At 69.7% G+C, this 15373-nt stretch carries 15 protein-coding genes; 12 read left to right on the forward strand and 3 right to left on the reverse strand.

Features of this window, described 5'->3' with window-relative positions:
- The first annotated feature begins 2 nt into the window (after positions 1-2).
- Positions 3-1796, forward strand: a complete 1794-nt coding sequence (locus tag AB0F13_RS10640; RefSeq protein ID WP_362078412.1) for a hypothetical protein — start codon at positions 3-5, stop codon at positions 1794-1796.
- The gene (locus AB0F13_RS10645; RefSeq protein WP_362078415.1) at positions 1793-2839 is read left to right on the forward strand and encodes an alcohol dehydrogenase catalytic domain-containing protein; all 1047 of its coding nucleotides are present in this window, start codon (positions 1793-1795) and stop codon (positions 2837-2839) included. Before AB0F13_RS10640 ends, AB0F13_RS10645 begins: the two co-directional genes overlap by 4 nt.
- On the opposite strand, the gene AB0F13_RS10650 is transcribed toward AB0F13_RS10645, so the two are convergent.
- The gene (locus AB0F13_RS10650) at positions 2836-3456 is read right to left on the reverse strand and encodes a response regulator transcription factor (RefSeq protein ID WP_362078418.1); all 621 of its coding nucleotides are present in this window, start codon (positions 3454-3456) and stop codon (positions 2836-2838) included. The genes AB0F13_RS10645 and AB0F13_RS10650 overlap by 4 nt on opposite strands.
- A gap of 226 nt (positions 3457-3682) precedes the next feature.
- On the opposite strand from AB0F13_RS10650, the gene AB0F13_RS10655 reads away from it, so the two are divergent.
- The 5 genes from AB0F13_RS10655 to AB0F13_RS10675 all read left to right on the forward strand — a co-directional run bounded on the left by AB0F13_RS10655 (position 3683) and on the right by AB0F13_RS10675 (position 9413).
- Entirely contained in the window at positions 3683-4765 is a 1083-nt protein-coding gene (locus AB0F13_RS10655; RefSeq protein WP_362078421.1) for an ABC transporter ATP-binding protein, read from the forward strand.
- 3 nt (positions 4766-4768) lie between these two features.
- Positions 4769-5527 (forward strand): ABC transporter permease, encoded by a 759-nt coding sequence (locus AB0F13_RS10660; protein WP_362078424.1) that lies wholly within the window; start codon positions 4769-4771, stop codon positions 5525-5527.
- Positions 5528-5540: 13 nt separating this feature from the next.
- Positions 5541-6347 (forward strand): ABC transporter permease, encoded by an 807-nt coding sequence (locus AB0F13_RS10665; RefSeq protein ID WP_362078427.1) that lies wholly within the window; start codon positions 5541-5543, stop codon positions 6345-6347.
- Positions 6348-6577: 230 nt separating this feature from the next.
- Positions 6578-8950, forward strand: coding sequence for an immune inhibitor A domain-containing protein (locus tag AB0F13_RS10670; protein ID WP_362078825.1), 2373 nt, complete (start codon positions 6578-6580; stop codon positions 8948-8950).
- Positions 8951-9086: 136 nt separating this feature from the next.
- On the forward strand, positions 9087-9413 hold the full coding sequence (locus tag AB0F13_RS10675) for a hypothetical protein (RefSeq protein ID WP_362078429.1): 327 nt from the start codon (positions 9087-9089) through the stop codon (positions 9411-9413).
- Between the two features lie 17 nt (positions 9414-9430).
- On the opposite strand, the gene AB0F13_RS10680 is transcribed toward AB0F13_RS10675, so the two are convergent.
- Positions 9431-10024 (reverse strand): isochorismatase family protein, encoded by a 594-nt coding sequence (locus tag AB0F13_RS10680; protein WP_362078432.1) that lies wholly within the window; start codon positions 10022-10024, stop codon positions 9431-9433.
- Between the two features lie 107 nt (positions 10025-10131).
- Positions 10132-11460: a nicotinate phosphoribosyltransferase gene (locus tag AB0F13_RS10685; RefSeq protein ID WP_362078435.1), complete on the reverse strand. Its 1329-nt coding sequence runs from the start codon at positions 11458-11460 to the stop codon at positions 10132-10134.
- 227 nt (positions 11461-11687) lie between these two features.
- On the opposite strand from AB0F13_RS10685, the gene clpS reads away from it, so the two are divergent.
- From clpS to AB0F13_RS10710, 5 genes are all read left to right on the forward strand, one after another.
- The gene (gene clpS / locus AB0F13_RS10690; RefSeq protein ID WP_362078438.1) at positions 11688-11990 is read left to right on the forward strand and encodes an ATP-dependent Clp protease adapter ClpS; all 303 of its coding nucleotides are present in this window, start codon (positions 11688-11690) and stop codon (positions 11988-11990) included.
- Entirely contained in the window at positions 11990-12595 is a 606-nt protein-coding gene (locus AB0F13_RS10695) for a DUF2017 domain-containing protein (RefSeq protein ID WP_362078441.1), read from the forward strand. The genes clpS and AB0F13_RS10695 overlap by 1 nt, the downstream gene beginning before the upstream one ends.
- 335 nt (positions 12596-12930) lie before the next feature.
- Positions 12931-14379 carry an amino acid permease gene (locus tag AB0F13_RS10700; protein ID WP_362078444.1) on the forward strand — a complete coding sequence of 483 codons (1449 nt, stop codon included), beginning with the start codon at positions 12931-12933 and terminating at the stop codon, positions 14377-14379.
- 97 nt (positions 14380-14476) lie between these two features.
- Positions 14477-14899, forward strand: a complete 423-nt coding sequence (locus AB0F13_RS10705) for a M67 family metallopeptidase (protein WP_362078447.1) — start codon at positions 14477-14479, stop codon at positions 14897-14899.
- Between the two features lie 175 nt (positions 14900-15074).
- Positions 15075-15362, forward strand: coding sequence for a MoaD/ThiS family protein (locus AB0F13_RS10710; protein ID WP_362078449.1), 288 nt, complete (start codon positions 15075-15077; stop codon positions 15360-15362).
- Positions 15363-15373: the final 11 nt, after the last annotated feature.

Genomic DNA, 15373 nt, shown 5'->3' on the forward strand with positions numbered 1-15373 from the left:
GCATGGACTTCGCCGTACGCGAGGGCCGGCTGCTGGCGGACGGCGAACCGTTCACGGCCCTGGGCGTCAACTACCACCCCTCCGCCGCGGGCTGCCGCATCTGGTCCGACTGGGACCCCGGCGCACTCCGCAGGGACATGGGCGACATCGCCGCCGCCGGCCTCAACACCGTCCGCCTCTTCGTGTTCTGGCGGGACTTCGAACCCACCGAGGGGCACGTGGACGCCGACGTGCTGGACCGGCTGTCCGGGGCCGTCGCGGCGGCCCGGGACCACGGGCTGTGCTGCGTGCTGTCACTGTTCACCCTCTTCATGAACGGCCGGCTGCTCGACCTCGGCTGGCGCGCCGGCCGCAGCCTGTGGCGGGACGCCGCCCTGCTGGAGAGGGAGGAGGACTTCGCCCGGCAGGTCGCCCGGGCGGTGCGGGGCCACGGCAACGTCCTCGCCTTCGACCTGGGGGACGAGATCACCGCCGTCGACCCCGGTGACGCGGACGGCCTGACACCCGCCGACGTCACCCGCTGGTACGCGCGCATGGCGGGCGCCCTCCACAAGGAGGCACCGGGAACCCTCGTCCTGCAGGCCAACAACGCCTCCTCCGTGTTCGGCCACTCGCCGTTCGGGCCGGAGACCGCCGGCCGGGCGCTGGACCTGACCGGCATCCACGGCTTTCCGTACTGGAGCCCCGGTGCGATCGAGTCGACCTCGTCGTACAAGGCGACCAGCCTGAACGCCTTCCTCGTCCGGTACGCCGCCGCCCACGGCACACCCCTGGTGGACGAGCTCGGCAGCTACGGCACCGACGAGGCCACCGCGGCCGGCTACCTGCGCGCCTCGGCGGCCTCGGCCCTCGCGAACGGGGCCCGCGGCGTCCTGGCGTGGTGCTGGCAGGACATCGCCTCCACCGAGGAGCCCTACCGCAGCCGCCCCGCCGAACGCTCCGCGGGCCTGCGCCGCCTCGACGGCTCCGCCAAGCCCGCGCTGGGCGAACTGACACGGCTGGCCGGCGCGGCGCACACCCTCGCGCCGCGCCGCCCCGCCGCCCGGACCGCCCTGTACCTGGGCGAGGAGGTGCGCAGCGCGCCCGGCTCGTACCTGGACCACGGCGCGGGCACGCTCGTCGCCTTCTTCTCCCATCTGCTGCTCACCCGCGCCCACTTGGACTTCGACGTCGTCGCGGGTGACGTCGACGGCCACGGCCTGGTGATCTGCCCCTGCCTGCCGCAGCTGACGCTGCGGGACCTGGAGCGCGTGGAGGCGGCGGCCGCCGCGGGCGCCACGGTGTACCTGTCCCTGGGCGACCACCTGCACGGCTTTCCCGGCGAACACCTGGCCGGAGTGCGGCTGGTGGACTACTCGCTGGACACCGCGGGACGCACGTCGCTGCGCTGGCGCGGCCACGAGTGGCCGGTCGGCTGGGGTGCGGCGACGGGCCGGCCCGCGATCGTACGGGCGACCACCGCCAGGGTCCTCGCCTCCTTCGCGGACGGCACCCCGGCGCTGACCGAGAACCGGGTCGGCGCCGGACGTGTGGTCTTCACCCCGGTGCCCGTCGAACAACTGCCGGCCGCCCCCGGCGCCCTGGAGCGCGAGCCCTGGCACCTGTTCTACCGCGAGGTGGCCGCGATCGCGGGGGTGGCACCGGTCGCCGAGGACGCCCACCCCGACGTGGAGATCGTCACCGGCGACGGCACAGCGGTCCTGATCAATCACGGCACCGTCCCCCGCAGCGCCCTCGGCGTCACCGTGGACGCCAAGGACTGGAGCGTCGTCGACCTGGGAGGAGACGAAGGATGAAGGGAGTGGTCTACCGCGGGCCCGGGAAGGTCGAGGTCTGCGCGCACCTGCCGCGGCCGCGGGCCGGCGGCCCCCGCGACGCGCTGGTGCGCGTGACCGCCAGCGCCATCTGCGGCACCGATCTGCACCCCTACCGGGGCGAGATCCCCGCCTTCGCGCCGGGGACCGTGCTGGGGCACGAGTTCACGGGCGTGGTCGTGGAGGCGGGCGCCGAGGTGCCCTTCGCCCCCGGCGAGCGCGTGGTGGCCTCGGACATCGTGGCCTGCGGCCGCTGCGAGCGGTGCGCCCGCGGCTGGCACTACCAGTGCCCGCAGGTCACGCTGTTCGGCTACTCCACGGTGGTGGGCCGCCCGCTCGACGGAGGCCAGGCCGAGTACGTCCTCGTGCCGTTCGCCGACGTGGTCCTCACCCGCTGCCCCGAGGATCTGACCGACGAGCAGGCCCTGTTCGTCGGCGACGTCCTGACCACCGGCTACACCGCGGCGCACGCCGCCGCGATCACCCCGGGCGACGTGGTCGGGGTGGTGGGCGCGGGCCCGGTCGGCCTGCTGTCGGCGCAGTGCGCCGCGGCGTTCGGCGCGGCGCACGTCGTGGTCAGCGACCCCGATCCCCGGCGCAGGAGCAAGGCCGGGGAGATGGGGTTCACGGCGGTGGCCCCGGACGGCTTCACGGGAGCGCTGCGAGGCGCCTCGGCCGGCCCGGGTGCCGCTGCCGTGATCGAGGCCGTCGGGACCGCCGGGGCCCTCGCGTGCGCCATGGACGGCGCCGGCCACCGCGCCACGGTGGTGGCCGTCGGCTCGCCCAGCTCGCAGGCGGCGCCGATCGCCGCCCAGGCGGCGTTCGCCCGCGAACTGACCCTGCGCTTCGCCGTCGGGGACCCCATACGGTGGCGCGAGCAGGTGCTCTCCCTCCTACGGGCCGGGCGCCTGGATCCGACGCCCGTCATCTCGCACCGGCTGCCGTTGTCCGAGGCGGTGCGCGGCTATGAGCTGTTCGACAGCAGGGAGGCGCTGAAGGTGGTGCTCCTCCCGGACGCCGCCTAGCACTTGATCAGGCCCGCCTGGATGGCGTGCACCACCGCCGCCGTCCGGTTGGGCGCGCCCAGCTTCAGCAGGAGGCTGGCCACGATGCGCTTCGCCCCGTGGCTGGAAATCTGCAGGCGCCTGGCGATCTGTTTATTGCTGAGCCCCTCGGAGAGCAGCAGCAGCACCTCGTTTTCACGTTCGGTAAGGGACATGTCGCGCCGCTGCCCGAATTGCCGCGCCCCGTGTGCGCGCTGCAGCAGCTCACGCGCGAGCTGCCCGGGCATGGGGACGTGGCCCTGGGCGGTTTTGTGCAACGCCTCCTCGACCGCGGTGGCGGTGAGCTCGCCCTGCACCAGGAAACCGTCGGCGGACGGCGAGCCGGACAGTATGCGGTCTTCCGCGCCGCTGCCGAGCAGCAGCAGGACTTTAGGGCGGACGCCCCGGGTATCAACCGGAACAATGTGTTCCGGACCGAAGTCGGACTCGTGCAGAAAGAGGACGTCGGTAGGCCCGGCCCGTAAGGACTGCTGTACTTCGTGCCAGCTCCTGCAATGCCTCACATCGCTGACGACGGATGACGTCGACAATACGGCGCTCAGCCCCAGCTGCAGGATGTGGTCACGAACGAATGTCACGACGGCAAGTTGTCCGCTCAGAATGGGTTTTTCGCACTCCAATTTACGTACCTCGCTCCCGTCAGGGCGCCAGGCGCCTGCCCCGCGGCAGCGCGTGGCTACGATCGGCCGGTTGAGCAATCCGGTGGGTCACTACCCTTTTGATTCTTGTTGCAACCAATGCGCAACAGAGAAATCAGGACAAGTGATCCCGGCTAGGCAAGCGGCATATGCGGGCATCGGGGTGATGGGTAACATAAGGCCACATAGTCGGGCAAGTTGCTTGTGGTGCCCGGTCCTATTTTCGCGGAACGGGGCCTTCCTGCCGCCCGCCCGAGCGGCTTTCGTTTTCGGCCGAAAACCAGTAGCGTCCGTTCCTGTGACGCCCTTACAACCTATTTCTTCCGACCGGCCGCTGGTGCATGCGCGCGGCCTGACAAAGAATTTCGGCGACTTCACCGCGGTCAAGGGAATCGATTTCGAAATCCTTCCCGGAGAAACCTTCGGCATGCTGGGCCCCAATGGTGCCGGGAAATCCACGACCCTGCGTATGGTGAGCTGTATCAGTAGCCCCGGCAAGGGCACGCTGAAAGTTCTCGGCATGGATCCCGTCCGCGACGGGACCAAAATCCGCGCGCGGCTGGGAATCTGCCCGCAAGCGGACAACCTCGACCAGGACCTCACGGTCACCGAGAACCTGATGACGTATGCCAGGTATTACGGGATGTCCCGTGCGCAGGCCCGGCGGCGGGCGGCGGAAATGCTGGACTTCGCCCAGCTCACGGACCGGGCCGGGGACCGCGTGCATTCCCTCTCGGGCGGCATGAAACGCAGGCTCACCATCGCCCGGGCCATGGTCAACGAACCGGAGATCGTGCTGCTGGACGAGCCGACCACCGGGCTGGACCCGCAGGCCCGCCACCTGCTGTGGGAGAGGCTGTTCCGGCTCAAGCAGCGCGGGACCACCCTGGTGCTCAGCACGCACTACATGGACGAGGCGGAGCATCTCTGCGACCGCCTGGTGATCATGGACGAGGGAAGGATCGCGGCGCAGGGCCCGCCCCGCTCGCTCATCGAGGAGCACTCCAGTGCCGAGGTCGTCGAGCTGCGGTTCGGCACCGATTCCGTCGGTGACTACCTCGGCAAGCTGGAGGGCGTCGGCGACCGGCTCGACCCGCTCGCCGACCGGCTCCTGGTCTACGCCCCCGACGGCGACGCCGTGGTGGGCGAGGTCCACCGGCGGGGGCTGGAACCCTCCAGCGTGCTGGTGCGGCGCTCCACGCTGGAGGACGTCTTCCTCCGCCTCACCGGCCGGGCCCTGGTGGAGTAGACGATGGCGCATCCGGCAGTGGCCGTCCTCGAACGCCACCTCTACCTGTACCGCAGGCTGTGGAAGGCGTCGGTCTTCTCCTTCTTCATCCTGCCCTTCCTCTTCCTCGTCAGCATCGGGCTGGGCGTGGGGGGTTACGTCGGCGACATCGACGGGGTCTCCTACCTCGGGTGGATCGCGCCCGGCGTACTGGCCTCGACGGCCTTCCAGATCGCGGTGAACGAGTCCACCTACGGCGTGCTCAGCGACTTCGAGTGGGTCGGCGGCCTGCACACCATGCGGACCACCCGCGTATCGGTCAAGGACATGGTCGCGGGCTGGCTGATGTACGTGCTCTTCGTGCTGACCATCGCCGTCCTCGCCTTCCTCGTCGTCACCCTGCTGTTCGGCGCCGTCCACTCGCCCTGGGCGGTCCTCGCCCCCCTGGTGTGCTGCCTGGTCGCGGTCAGCGCGGCGGCACCGACCACGGCGTTCTCCGCGAGCATCCGCAACGACGGCTACTTCGAACTGCTGACCCGCTTCGGCGTCATTCCCGCGACGCTGTTCGCCGGGGTGTTCTTCCCGGTGGGCGACCTCCCGGACGGCTTCCGCCAGCTCGCCTACGCCTCGCCGCTGTGGCACGGCGTGGAGCTGAGCCGGGCGTCCTTCCTGGGCACCGCACCCGCCTGGCCGCCCCTCGCGCACGCCGGATACCTGCTGCTGTGGGCGGCGGCCGGCTGGATCTGGGCAGCCAGGGCGTTCCGCCGCCGGCTCGGAAACTGAAAACGGGGGACACATGGTCACGATGACACTCGCCGCGCGCTTCTCCCCGACCCGGTCGGCCGCGGTGGTCCGGCGCAACGCCCGGGCCATGCAGACCGGCCCCTCGTACTGGCTCCTGCTGCTGTCCGGGCTGATCGAGCCCCTGCTGTACCTGCTGTCCATCGGCGTGGGGGTCGGCGAGCTGATCGAGGGCTCCATCTCCTACCGGGGCCACGCGCTGGAGTACGTCACCTTCGTCGCCCCGGCGATGCTGGCGGTGGCCGCCATGTCGGCGGCGTTCTCGACCACCACCTTCAGCTTCTTCGCCAAGCTGAAGGAGCAGCGCATCTACGAGGCGATCCTCGCCACCCCGGTCCGCCCGTTCGAGATCGCCACCGCCGAGGTGGTGTGGGCCACCGTGCGCGGCGCGGTCTACGGCGGCATGTTCCTGGCCGTCATGGTGGCCCTGGGCACCACCGGTGCGCGGTGGGCCCTGATCGCCTTCCCGGCCACCGTCCTGGTCGTGATCGCCTTCGCCGCCATCGGCATGGCGGCGAGCACCCTGATGCGCGGCTGGCACGACTTCGACACGCTCACCACGGCCCAGATGGCGCTGTTCCTGTTCTCCGGAACGTTCTCCCCGGCTCAGGAGTATCCCGCCGCCGCCCAGGTCGTCGTCGAGTTCACCCCGCTCTACCACGGGGTGGAACTCCTGCGCCGGATCTGCCTGGGCGACGTGTTCATCTGGGTGAATCTCTGGCATATGGGTTATCTGCTGATAGTGACTGCGGGCTGCCTGTGGTTCGCCACCCGCCGCATCACCACGCTGCTCCGCGACTGACGCCCCGTCGGCCCGCTTGAGAGGAGCTTCCGGAGAGGAACTTCCGGAGAGGAGCTTCCGGTTCCGGGACCGGAAGCTCCTTTGCTGGATATCCCAGAGGATCATCTCAGTCAAGGTCTGTCTTTTCTTGCGTCCCTCCGGTCAAATACCTCCACAGTTCTTACTGGGGAGGACATTCACAAGTGAAGATCAGACAACGGAGGGTCGTCCGATCCGCCGCGGTGGCCGTCATGGCCGCGGCCCTCGGCACGGGCACCCTTTCGGCAGGGATCGCGCAGGCGGCGGGCTTGACCGCCCCGTCCGGCGCGGACCAGGGCCCCGCCTCCGTCCAGCGCCAGGACCCGGCGCAGGTCAAGCGAGGTGCGGAGCACGACCTCAAGGGCCCGTTCAGCAAGAAGCAGGAAGAGCAGCGCAAGGCGGCGCTGGAGCAGGTCGTATCGGGGGACGCCAAGGCGGAGCAGCGCGGCGCCTCCAAGGTCGTCCAGCTCGGCAAGGGGAAGTACGTCGAGCTCGGCCGCGAGAAGACCGACAAGATCTTTACGATCCTGGCCGACTTCGGCGACAAGGTCGACGACACCACCATGTACGACCCCGACGGCCCGGACGGCCCGAAGCCGGCCGTCAAGAAGTACGGCGGCGCCCCCGGCCCCGCGAACAACCGGATAGTCCAGCCGGACCGTGCGAAGGACAACAGCACGGCCTGGCAGAAGGACTACAACCGCCAGTACTTCCAGGACCTGTACTTCTCGCACGACGAGAACAAGGAGTCCCTGGCCAAGTACTACGAGAAGCAGTCCTCGGGACGCTACTCGGTCGACGGCAAGGTCACCGACTGGGTGAAGGTCCAGTGGAACGAGGCCCGTTACGGGTCCAACTACTGCGGCTCCACCAACTGCCCCAGCGCCTGGGACCTCGTGCGCGACGGCGTCAACCAGTGGGTCAAGGACCAGCAGGCCGCCGGCCGCAGCGACGCGGACATCAAGGCGGAGCTGGCCACCTACGACCAGTGGGACCGCAACGACTTCGACGGCGACGGCAACTTCAACGAGCCCGACGGCTACATCGACCACTTCCAGATCGTGCACGCCGGCGAGGACGAGTCCGCGGGCGGCGGCGCCCAGGGCAAGGACGCCATCTGGGCTCACCGCTGGTACGCCTACGGCTCCGACGCGGGCAAGACCGGCCCCGCGAACAACAAGGCGGGCGGCACCCAGATCGGCGACACCGGCATCTGGGTCGGCGACTACACCATGCAGCCCGAGAACGGCGGCCTGGGCGTCTTCGCCCACGAGTACGGCCACGACCTGGGCCTGCCCGACGAGTACGACACCACCGGCACCGGTGAGTCCTCCGTCGAGTTCTGGTCCCTGATGTCGTCCGGTTCCTGGCTCGGCCGGGGCAAGGACACCATCGGCGACCTGCCCGGCGACATGAGCGCCTGGGACAAGCTCCAGCTCGGCTGGCTCAGCTACGACAAGGCCAAGGCCGGGACGAAGTCGACCCACAAGCTGGGCGTCGCCGAGTACAACACCAAGGACAAGCAGGCGGTCCTCGTCGACCTCCCCGCCAAGAAGGTCACCACCGAGGTCGTCAAGCCGGCCGAAGGCACCAAGCAGTGGTGGAGCGGCGCCGGCGACGACCTGAAGAACACCCTCTCCCGGTCCGTCGACCTCACCGGCACGTCCAAGGCAGCCCTGGACCTGTCCGGCTGGTGGGACATCGAGGAGAATTACGACTACCTCTACACCGAGGTCTCGACCGACGGCGGCGCCAACTGGATCCCCGTCGACGGCACCGCCGACGGCAAGGCCATCACCCGTGACGGCGGCGACAAGCCCGCCCTGACCGGTGTCTCGGGCGCGTACAAGAAGCTGTCCTTCCCGCTCGACGCCTACGCGGGCAAGAAGATCGACCTGCGCTTCCGCTACGCCACCGACGGCGGCGCCGGCGGCAAGGGCTTCACCGCCGACGCCATCACCCTCACCGCCGACGGCAAGGCGCTGGTCACCGACGGCGCCGAGGGCGACGACAACGGCTGGACGGCCAAGGGCTTCTCGCGCATCGGCGCCTCCTTCACCAAGGAGTACCCGCAGCACTACATCGCCGAGAACCGCCAGTACGTCTCCTACGACAAGACCCTGAAGGTGGGCCCGTACAACTTCGGCTGGCGGACCGCCAAGCCGGGCTGGGTCGAGCACTTCGCGTACCAGAACGGCCTGCTGATCTGGCTGTGGGACACCTCGCAGGCGGACAACAACGTCGGCGTCCACCCCGGCTCGGGCCGGATCCTGCCCGTCGACGCGCACCCGCAGGCCGAGAAGTGGTCGGACGGTTCGCTGATGAAGAACCGCTTCCAGTCCTACGACTCGCCCTTCAGCTGGTACCCGACCGACGGCTACACCGTCCACAAGGACGGCGTCGCCACCCGCGTCAAGGGCAAGATGGGCGTTCCGGTCTTCGACGACCACAAGAACACCTACTACGACGCGGCGAACCCCACCGGCGGTGTGAAGCTCACCGACACCAACACCCGGATCAGGATCGTCACCGAGGCCCTCACCGGCTCCACGATGACGCTCCAGGTGGGACCCTCCACCAAGTGACCCGCCAGTAGGTGAATCACCGCAGGTCAGCCACGCACCGGCCGTCGCCCTCTAGCGGGCGGCGGCCGGTCGTGCCGAGAATGCCCTCCATGATGGTCTTATTGACACCCTTACCCGCAGGGGAGAGGTGAGGCACGTGGCCGGTGGTGGATTCGCCAAGCTCCCCGACGGCAGTGTGGTCGTCGCCCTCTCCCTGGCGGCCCCGCCCGACGGCGGCGTCCGGCAGGGCGTGCGCGTCCGCGTCCTGGTCCGCGCCGCGAACCGCCAGCGGGCCCTGACCCGGCTGCGCAACCTCGGACTGCGCGCCGTCTACCTGCGCGGCAACACCCACCCGCCGACGCCCGACGAGATAACGGCCGTCCTGCACCACCCCGACGGGATCGTCTGGCGGACCGTGCCGGACGACGACACCGAGTCCTGGCACCCCATCGCCAGCCTGCTGCGCCCCGCCCCCGCCACGTGAGGGCCCTCGCGGCGTTGTCAGCCGCCGTGCACGATCGGCTTCCCGCTCAGCTCCACGCCGGCCTCCCGCAGCTCCTCCAGCGTCCGCTGGGTGCTCTCCTGGGCCACGCCCGCGGTCAGGTCGAGCAGGACGTGCGTGGAGAAGCCCTCCCGGCGGGCGTCCAGTGCCGTGGCCCGTACGCAGTGGTCGGTGGCGATGCCGACCACGTCGACGTCGGTCACCTCCCGCGCCCGCAGCCAGTCCGCCAGGTGGGTGCCGTTCTCGTCGGTGCCCTGGAAGGCGCTGTACCCGGCCGCGTAGGTGCCCTTGTCGAACACGGCGTGCACGGCCCCCGAGGTGATGGCGGGGGCGAGGTTGGGATGGAAGCCGCTGCCCTCGGTGCCGGCCACGCAGTGCCGCGGCCAGGAGCGCTCGTAGTCCGGGTGGTCCGAGAAGTGGTCCCCGGGGTCGACGTGCATGTCGCGCGAGGCGACGACGTGCGCGTACCCGGCGGGCGCCTCGCCCACCAGGTCGGTTATGGCCGCCGCCACGTCGGCGCCGCCGGCCACCGCGAGGCTGCCGCCTTCGCAGAAGTCGTTCTGCACGTCGACGATGATCAGTGCACGGTTCATGGTGCAGATCCTTAGGTGAGGGGCTCTCGGCCGACTGTGCGGATCAACCCTGTGTGACCGAGGGTAGTGACTCGGATTGCGTTACGGGAGGGGCACTCAGGGGGCCCTCAGAGGTATTCCGTGGGCAGCACGGGCTCTCCGCGCGAGAGCTGGGTCGCCGACATCGGCAGCGCGGCGCGCGCCGCCGTGTGCCTCTCGCGCGCCGCGTCCAGCGGTTCACGGGCGACGACCTCGCCCGCTCGGACCAGCTCCACCAGCAGCTGCCGGTCCGCCAGCTCCGCCGGGACCTCGCCGGTGCCCACGACCTCGGCCTCGGCCACCCCGGCCGTGTCCTGCCGGCGCGCGGCCCACTTGCGGCCGCCGACGGACGACTTGCCGCCCATCGACTTCTTGGCGACCGGCCGCAGCGGCGCGTCCGGCCCGGCGCCGTCCGCGCGCGCCACCAGCTTGTAGACCATCGAGCAGGTCGGATGCCCGCTGCCGGTCACCAGCTGGGTGCCCACGCCGTAGGCGTCCACCGGCGCCGCCGCCAGCGAGGCGATGGCGTACTCGTCGAGGTCACTGGTGACCACGATCCTGGTGTCCTTGGCGCCCAGGTCGTCCAGCTGCTGCCGCACCCGGTGCGCGAGCAGCAGCAGGTCGCCGGAGTCGATCCGTACGGCCCCCAGGCCCGTCCCCGCGACCTCCACGGCCATCGCGACCGCCTCGGCGACGTCGAAGGTGTCCACGAGCAGCGTCGTGCCCCCGCCGAGGGAGTCGACCTGCGCCGTGAAGGCATCGCGCTCGCTGTCGTGCAGCAGGGTGAAGGCGTGCGCACTGGTGCCGACCGTCGGGATGTTGTAGCGGAACCCGGCCGCCAGGTCGGAGGTGGAGGTGAAGCCGCCCACGTAGGCGGCGCGCGCGGCGGCGACGGCCGCCAGCTCGTGGGTGCGGCGCGCGCCCATCTCGATCAGCGGCCGCTCACCGGCGGCCACCGCCATCCGCGAGGCCGCGGCCGCGACGGCCGAGTCGTGGTTGAGGATCGAAAGGATCACGGTCTCCAGCAGCACCGCCTCGGCGAAGGTGCCCTCGACGCGCAGGATCGGCGAGCCGGGGAAGTACACCTCGCCCTCGGGGTAGCCCAGGATGTCACCGCGGAACCGGTAGTCGGCGAGGTAGGCGAGCGTGGGCTCGTCCACGATCCGCTGCTCGGCCAGGAAGTCCAGGACGCCGCCGTCGAAGCGGAAGTTCTCCACGGCGTCCAGGACCCGGCCGGTGCCCGCGACGACGCCGTAGCGGCGGCCCTCGGGCAGTCTGCGGGTGAAGACCTCGAAGACCGAGCGGCGCCCGGCGGTGCCGGACCGCAGCGCACCCTGCAGCATCGTGAGTTCGTACCGGTCGGTGAAGAGGGCCGTCGACGGCACGGCGACGGGCAGCCCCAGGTCCGCAGTGTTCATGAACGGGATGCTACCCCGAATACTCGTCAGAGTGACGATTTCTGTTCGGGTCCGTTGCGGGCTCGCCGCGGCCTCCCGCGGGCCCTTGGCGGCCACCCCGTTTGTGCACCGCGAGTCGGTGAGTGGCAGCATGGATACGTGAGCGACGCACGCGAGGCCGCCGGGCCGCAGAAGACCTCAACCCGCACGTGCGCCTCGCGGGCGGAGAAGCGATCAATGGAGCACGCGTGAGTGTGGCACCGGTCGAGATCGAACGGCCTGAAACGGGCGAGTCGCCCTTCGCTGTGACCGAACCCGACGTGCCGTGGGTCACTCTGGTCCATAACGACCCCGTCAACCTCATGAGTTACGTGACGTATGTCTTCCAGGCCTACTTCGGCTACCCCAAGGACAAGGCGCACCGGCTGATGCTCGACGTCCACCACAAGGGCCGTGCCACGGTCTCCAGCGGCAGCCGCGAGGAGATGGAGCGCGACGTGCAGGCGATGCACGGCTACGGGCTCTGGGCGACGCTGTCGCAGGACCGTTGATGGCCGGGCACTTCGAGCCGCTTCCCGGCGGCGGGGCGGCCGTCGCCCTGGACGAGGTCGAGATCTCCATCCTGCGCAGCCTCGCCGTGCAGCTCCTGGAGCTGATCGGCCCGGGCCAGACGCAGGGCCCGGAAGCCGCCGACCCGCTCGCCCGGCTGTTCGCGGAGGGTCCCAGCGAGCCCCCGGCCGACCCGGCGCTGGCCCGGCTCTTCCCGGACGCCTACGGCACGCCCGGCGCCGAGCAGGACCGGCAGGAGCGCGCGTACGCCTCCGAATTCCGCCGCTACACCGAGAACGACCTGCGCGACCGCAAGCGCGAGGACGCGCTCGGCGTGGTCCGCTCGCTCGACGCGCTCGACACCGGCGAGGACGGCTCCGGCCGGAGCGCCGCGGTCCTGCGCCTGGCTCCCGACGGCTGCCGGCAGTGGCTCGGCGCGCTGAACGACCTCCGGCTGACCATCGGCGCCCGGCTGGAGATCACCGACGAGGACGACGGCGAGGCGCTCTTCCGGCTGCCGGACGAGGACCCGCGCAAGCCGATGGTGATGGCCTACCTCTGGCTGGGCGGGCTGCAGGAGACGCTCGTCGAGGCCCTGATGGCCTGACCACCCGGAACGAGCTATTCCGGGGCAGTTCCGGCCGTGTCCTGACAGTGTTCGCTCAACGGACGCGCAAATCCGCATAACGATCAAGTCACCGTAGTAGTCCTTCTTGGTGGCCCAGGTCACTTGTGTCCGGATTTTTTTGTGCCGTGCGCCACAACCGCGCCGATGATCTCCTCTTTGCACGTGATACTTCTTGCCGACCTGCCTCTGCGACGCCACCCCTGTCGCAGCGGAAGCGCTAGCCGACCGACCGTCGGCGCTGAGCAGGACTCCATCCGGGGGGATCGGAACCCGATCCGGAGCAACCGGATCGGTATGGAGAAAGGCGCACCACCATGACCTCTGAGCAGGTCGCGGACCGCACCGCAGTGCGGGACGGCAGCGGAAGCGACAAGGAAGCTTCCGAGGGTTACCAGCGGGGATTGGGTAACCGGCAGATTCAGATGATCGCCATTGGTGGCGCCATCGGTACAGGACTGTTTCTCGGCGCGGGCAAGGCCATCTCGAAGGCCGGCCCGAGTCTCATCCTGGCCTACGCGATAGCCGGCCTGGTCATCTTCTTCATCATGCGAGCGCTCGGTGAGCTGCTCATGTACCGCCCGGTGTCGGGCTCCTTCTCGGACTACGCCCGAGAGTTCCTCGGCCCCTTCTGGGGCTATGTGACCGGATGGACGTACTGGCTCTTCTGGGTCGTCACCGGCATCACCGAGGTGACAGCGGCAGCCACCTACGTGCAGTACTGGAACAAGTCGATCCCGCAATGGGTCGCCGCACTGGTCTTCACCGTCATCCTCTACTTCGCCAACCTGATCTCCGTGAAGCTCTTCGGTGAGCTGGAGTTCTGGTTCTCCATGGTCAAGGTCACCGCCATCATCGGCATGATCCTGATCGGCATCGGCGTCATCACGCTCGGCTTCTCCAACGCCGGCGACACCGCCTCCTTCACTCTCCTGTGGGACCACGGCGGGTTCTTCCCCAAGGGCATCGGCGGCACGCTGATGACCCTGCAGATCGTGATGTTCGCCTTCCTCGCCGTCGAGCTCGTCGGCGTCACCGCGGGCGAGGCGGCCGACCCCAAGAAGACCCTGCCCAAGGCCATCAACACCGTGCCGTGGCGCATCGCCGTCTTCTACGTCGGCGCGCTGATCATCATCCTGTCCGTCGTCCCGTGGACCGAGTTCATGCCCGGCGTCAGCCCCTTCGTGGCGGCCTTCGCCAAGATCGGCCTGCCGGCCGGTGCCGGAATCGTCAACTTCGTGGTCCTCACCGCGGCGCTGTCCTCCTGCAACTCCGGCATGTACTCCACCGGCCGCATGCTGCGCGACCTCGCCCTCAACGGCCAGGGCCCGAAGTTCTTCGGCGTCCTGACCAAGCGGGGCCTGCCGCTGCGCGGCACCACCGTCTCCGCTGCGCTCATGCTCGTCGGCGTGTGGATCAACTACCAGTGGCCGGGCGAGGCGTTCAACTACGTCGTCTCCTTCGCGACCATCTCCGGCATGTGGGCCTGGATCATGATCCTCGTCGCCCAGCTCCGCTACCGCCGCAAGGCCGACCGAGGTGAGCTCCCGCAGTCCGAGCTCAAGGCCCCGGGCGCGCCCTGGACCAGCCTCTTCGCCCTGGCCTTCATCATCATGGTGATCGTGCTGATGGGCATCGACAAGGACGCGCGCATCTCGCTGTACTGCGCCCCCGTCTGGGCCCTGATCATGTGGGTCTCGTACCTCGTGCTCAAGTCCCGCAACCCCCAGGCCTTCGAGCGCAAGGACTACTCGCTCAGCAAGTAGTCCGGCCGCAGGCCGCACGGCAACACAACTGCACAGCAACAGAGCCCGCCCGTACCGGCACCCGGTACGGGCGGGCTCTCTGCATATCCTGAGCCGCATGCTGACCATCACACAGGACCTGTACGACCGGATCGTCGCGCACGCCCGCGCCGACCACCCCGACGAGGCGTGCGGCGTCGTCGCCGGACCGGCCGGCAGCGACCGCCCCGAGCGGTTCGTCCCGATGCTCAACGCCGCCCGCTCACCCACGTTCTACGAGTTCGACTCCACGGACCTGCTGAAGCTCTACCGCGAGATGGACGACCGCGACGAGGACCCCGTCGTCATCTACCACTCGCACACCGCCACCGAGGCCTACCCCTCCCGCACCGACCTCACCTACGCCAACGAACCCGGCGCCCACTACGTCCTCGTCTCCACCGCGGACACCGACGGAGCCGGCCCCTTCCAGTTCCGCTCGTACCGCATCGTCGACGGCGTGGTCACCGAGGAGGACGTCCGGGTCGTCCAGGCCTACTGAGCCACGCCCACCACGGGAACCACCGGGATTCACCCACTGAGACCACCTGGTCCGGATACCGGGACGAACTTCCGGGGAGCGCACAGGGAATCGATACGATGCGCCCCATGGTTCCCACGATGTGAGCCTCCGCGTTCCACCCGAACCGACCCCGCACTCCGACAGGAGCACACCCATGGCCATCGAGGTCCGCATCCCGACCATCCTGCGCACCTACACCGACGGCAAGAAAGCCGTCGAGGGCAGCGGCTCCACCATCGACGAGCTCTTCAAGGACCTCGAATCCCGCCACCCGGGCATCCGCGAGCGCCTCGTCGACGAGGCCGCCGGCGGGGAACTGCGCCGCTTCGTCAACGTCTACCTCAACGACGAGGACGTCCGCTTCCTCGCCGGCATCACCACCGAGCTCAGCGACGGCGACAGCGTCACCATCCTCCCGGCCGTGGCCGGCGGAATGGTCTGAGCGGGACGCGC

Source organism: Streptomyces sp. NPDC026206 (assembly GCF_040638465.1).
GTDB lineage: Bacteria > Actinomycetota > Actinomycetes > Streptomycetales > Streptomycetaceae > Streptomyces.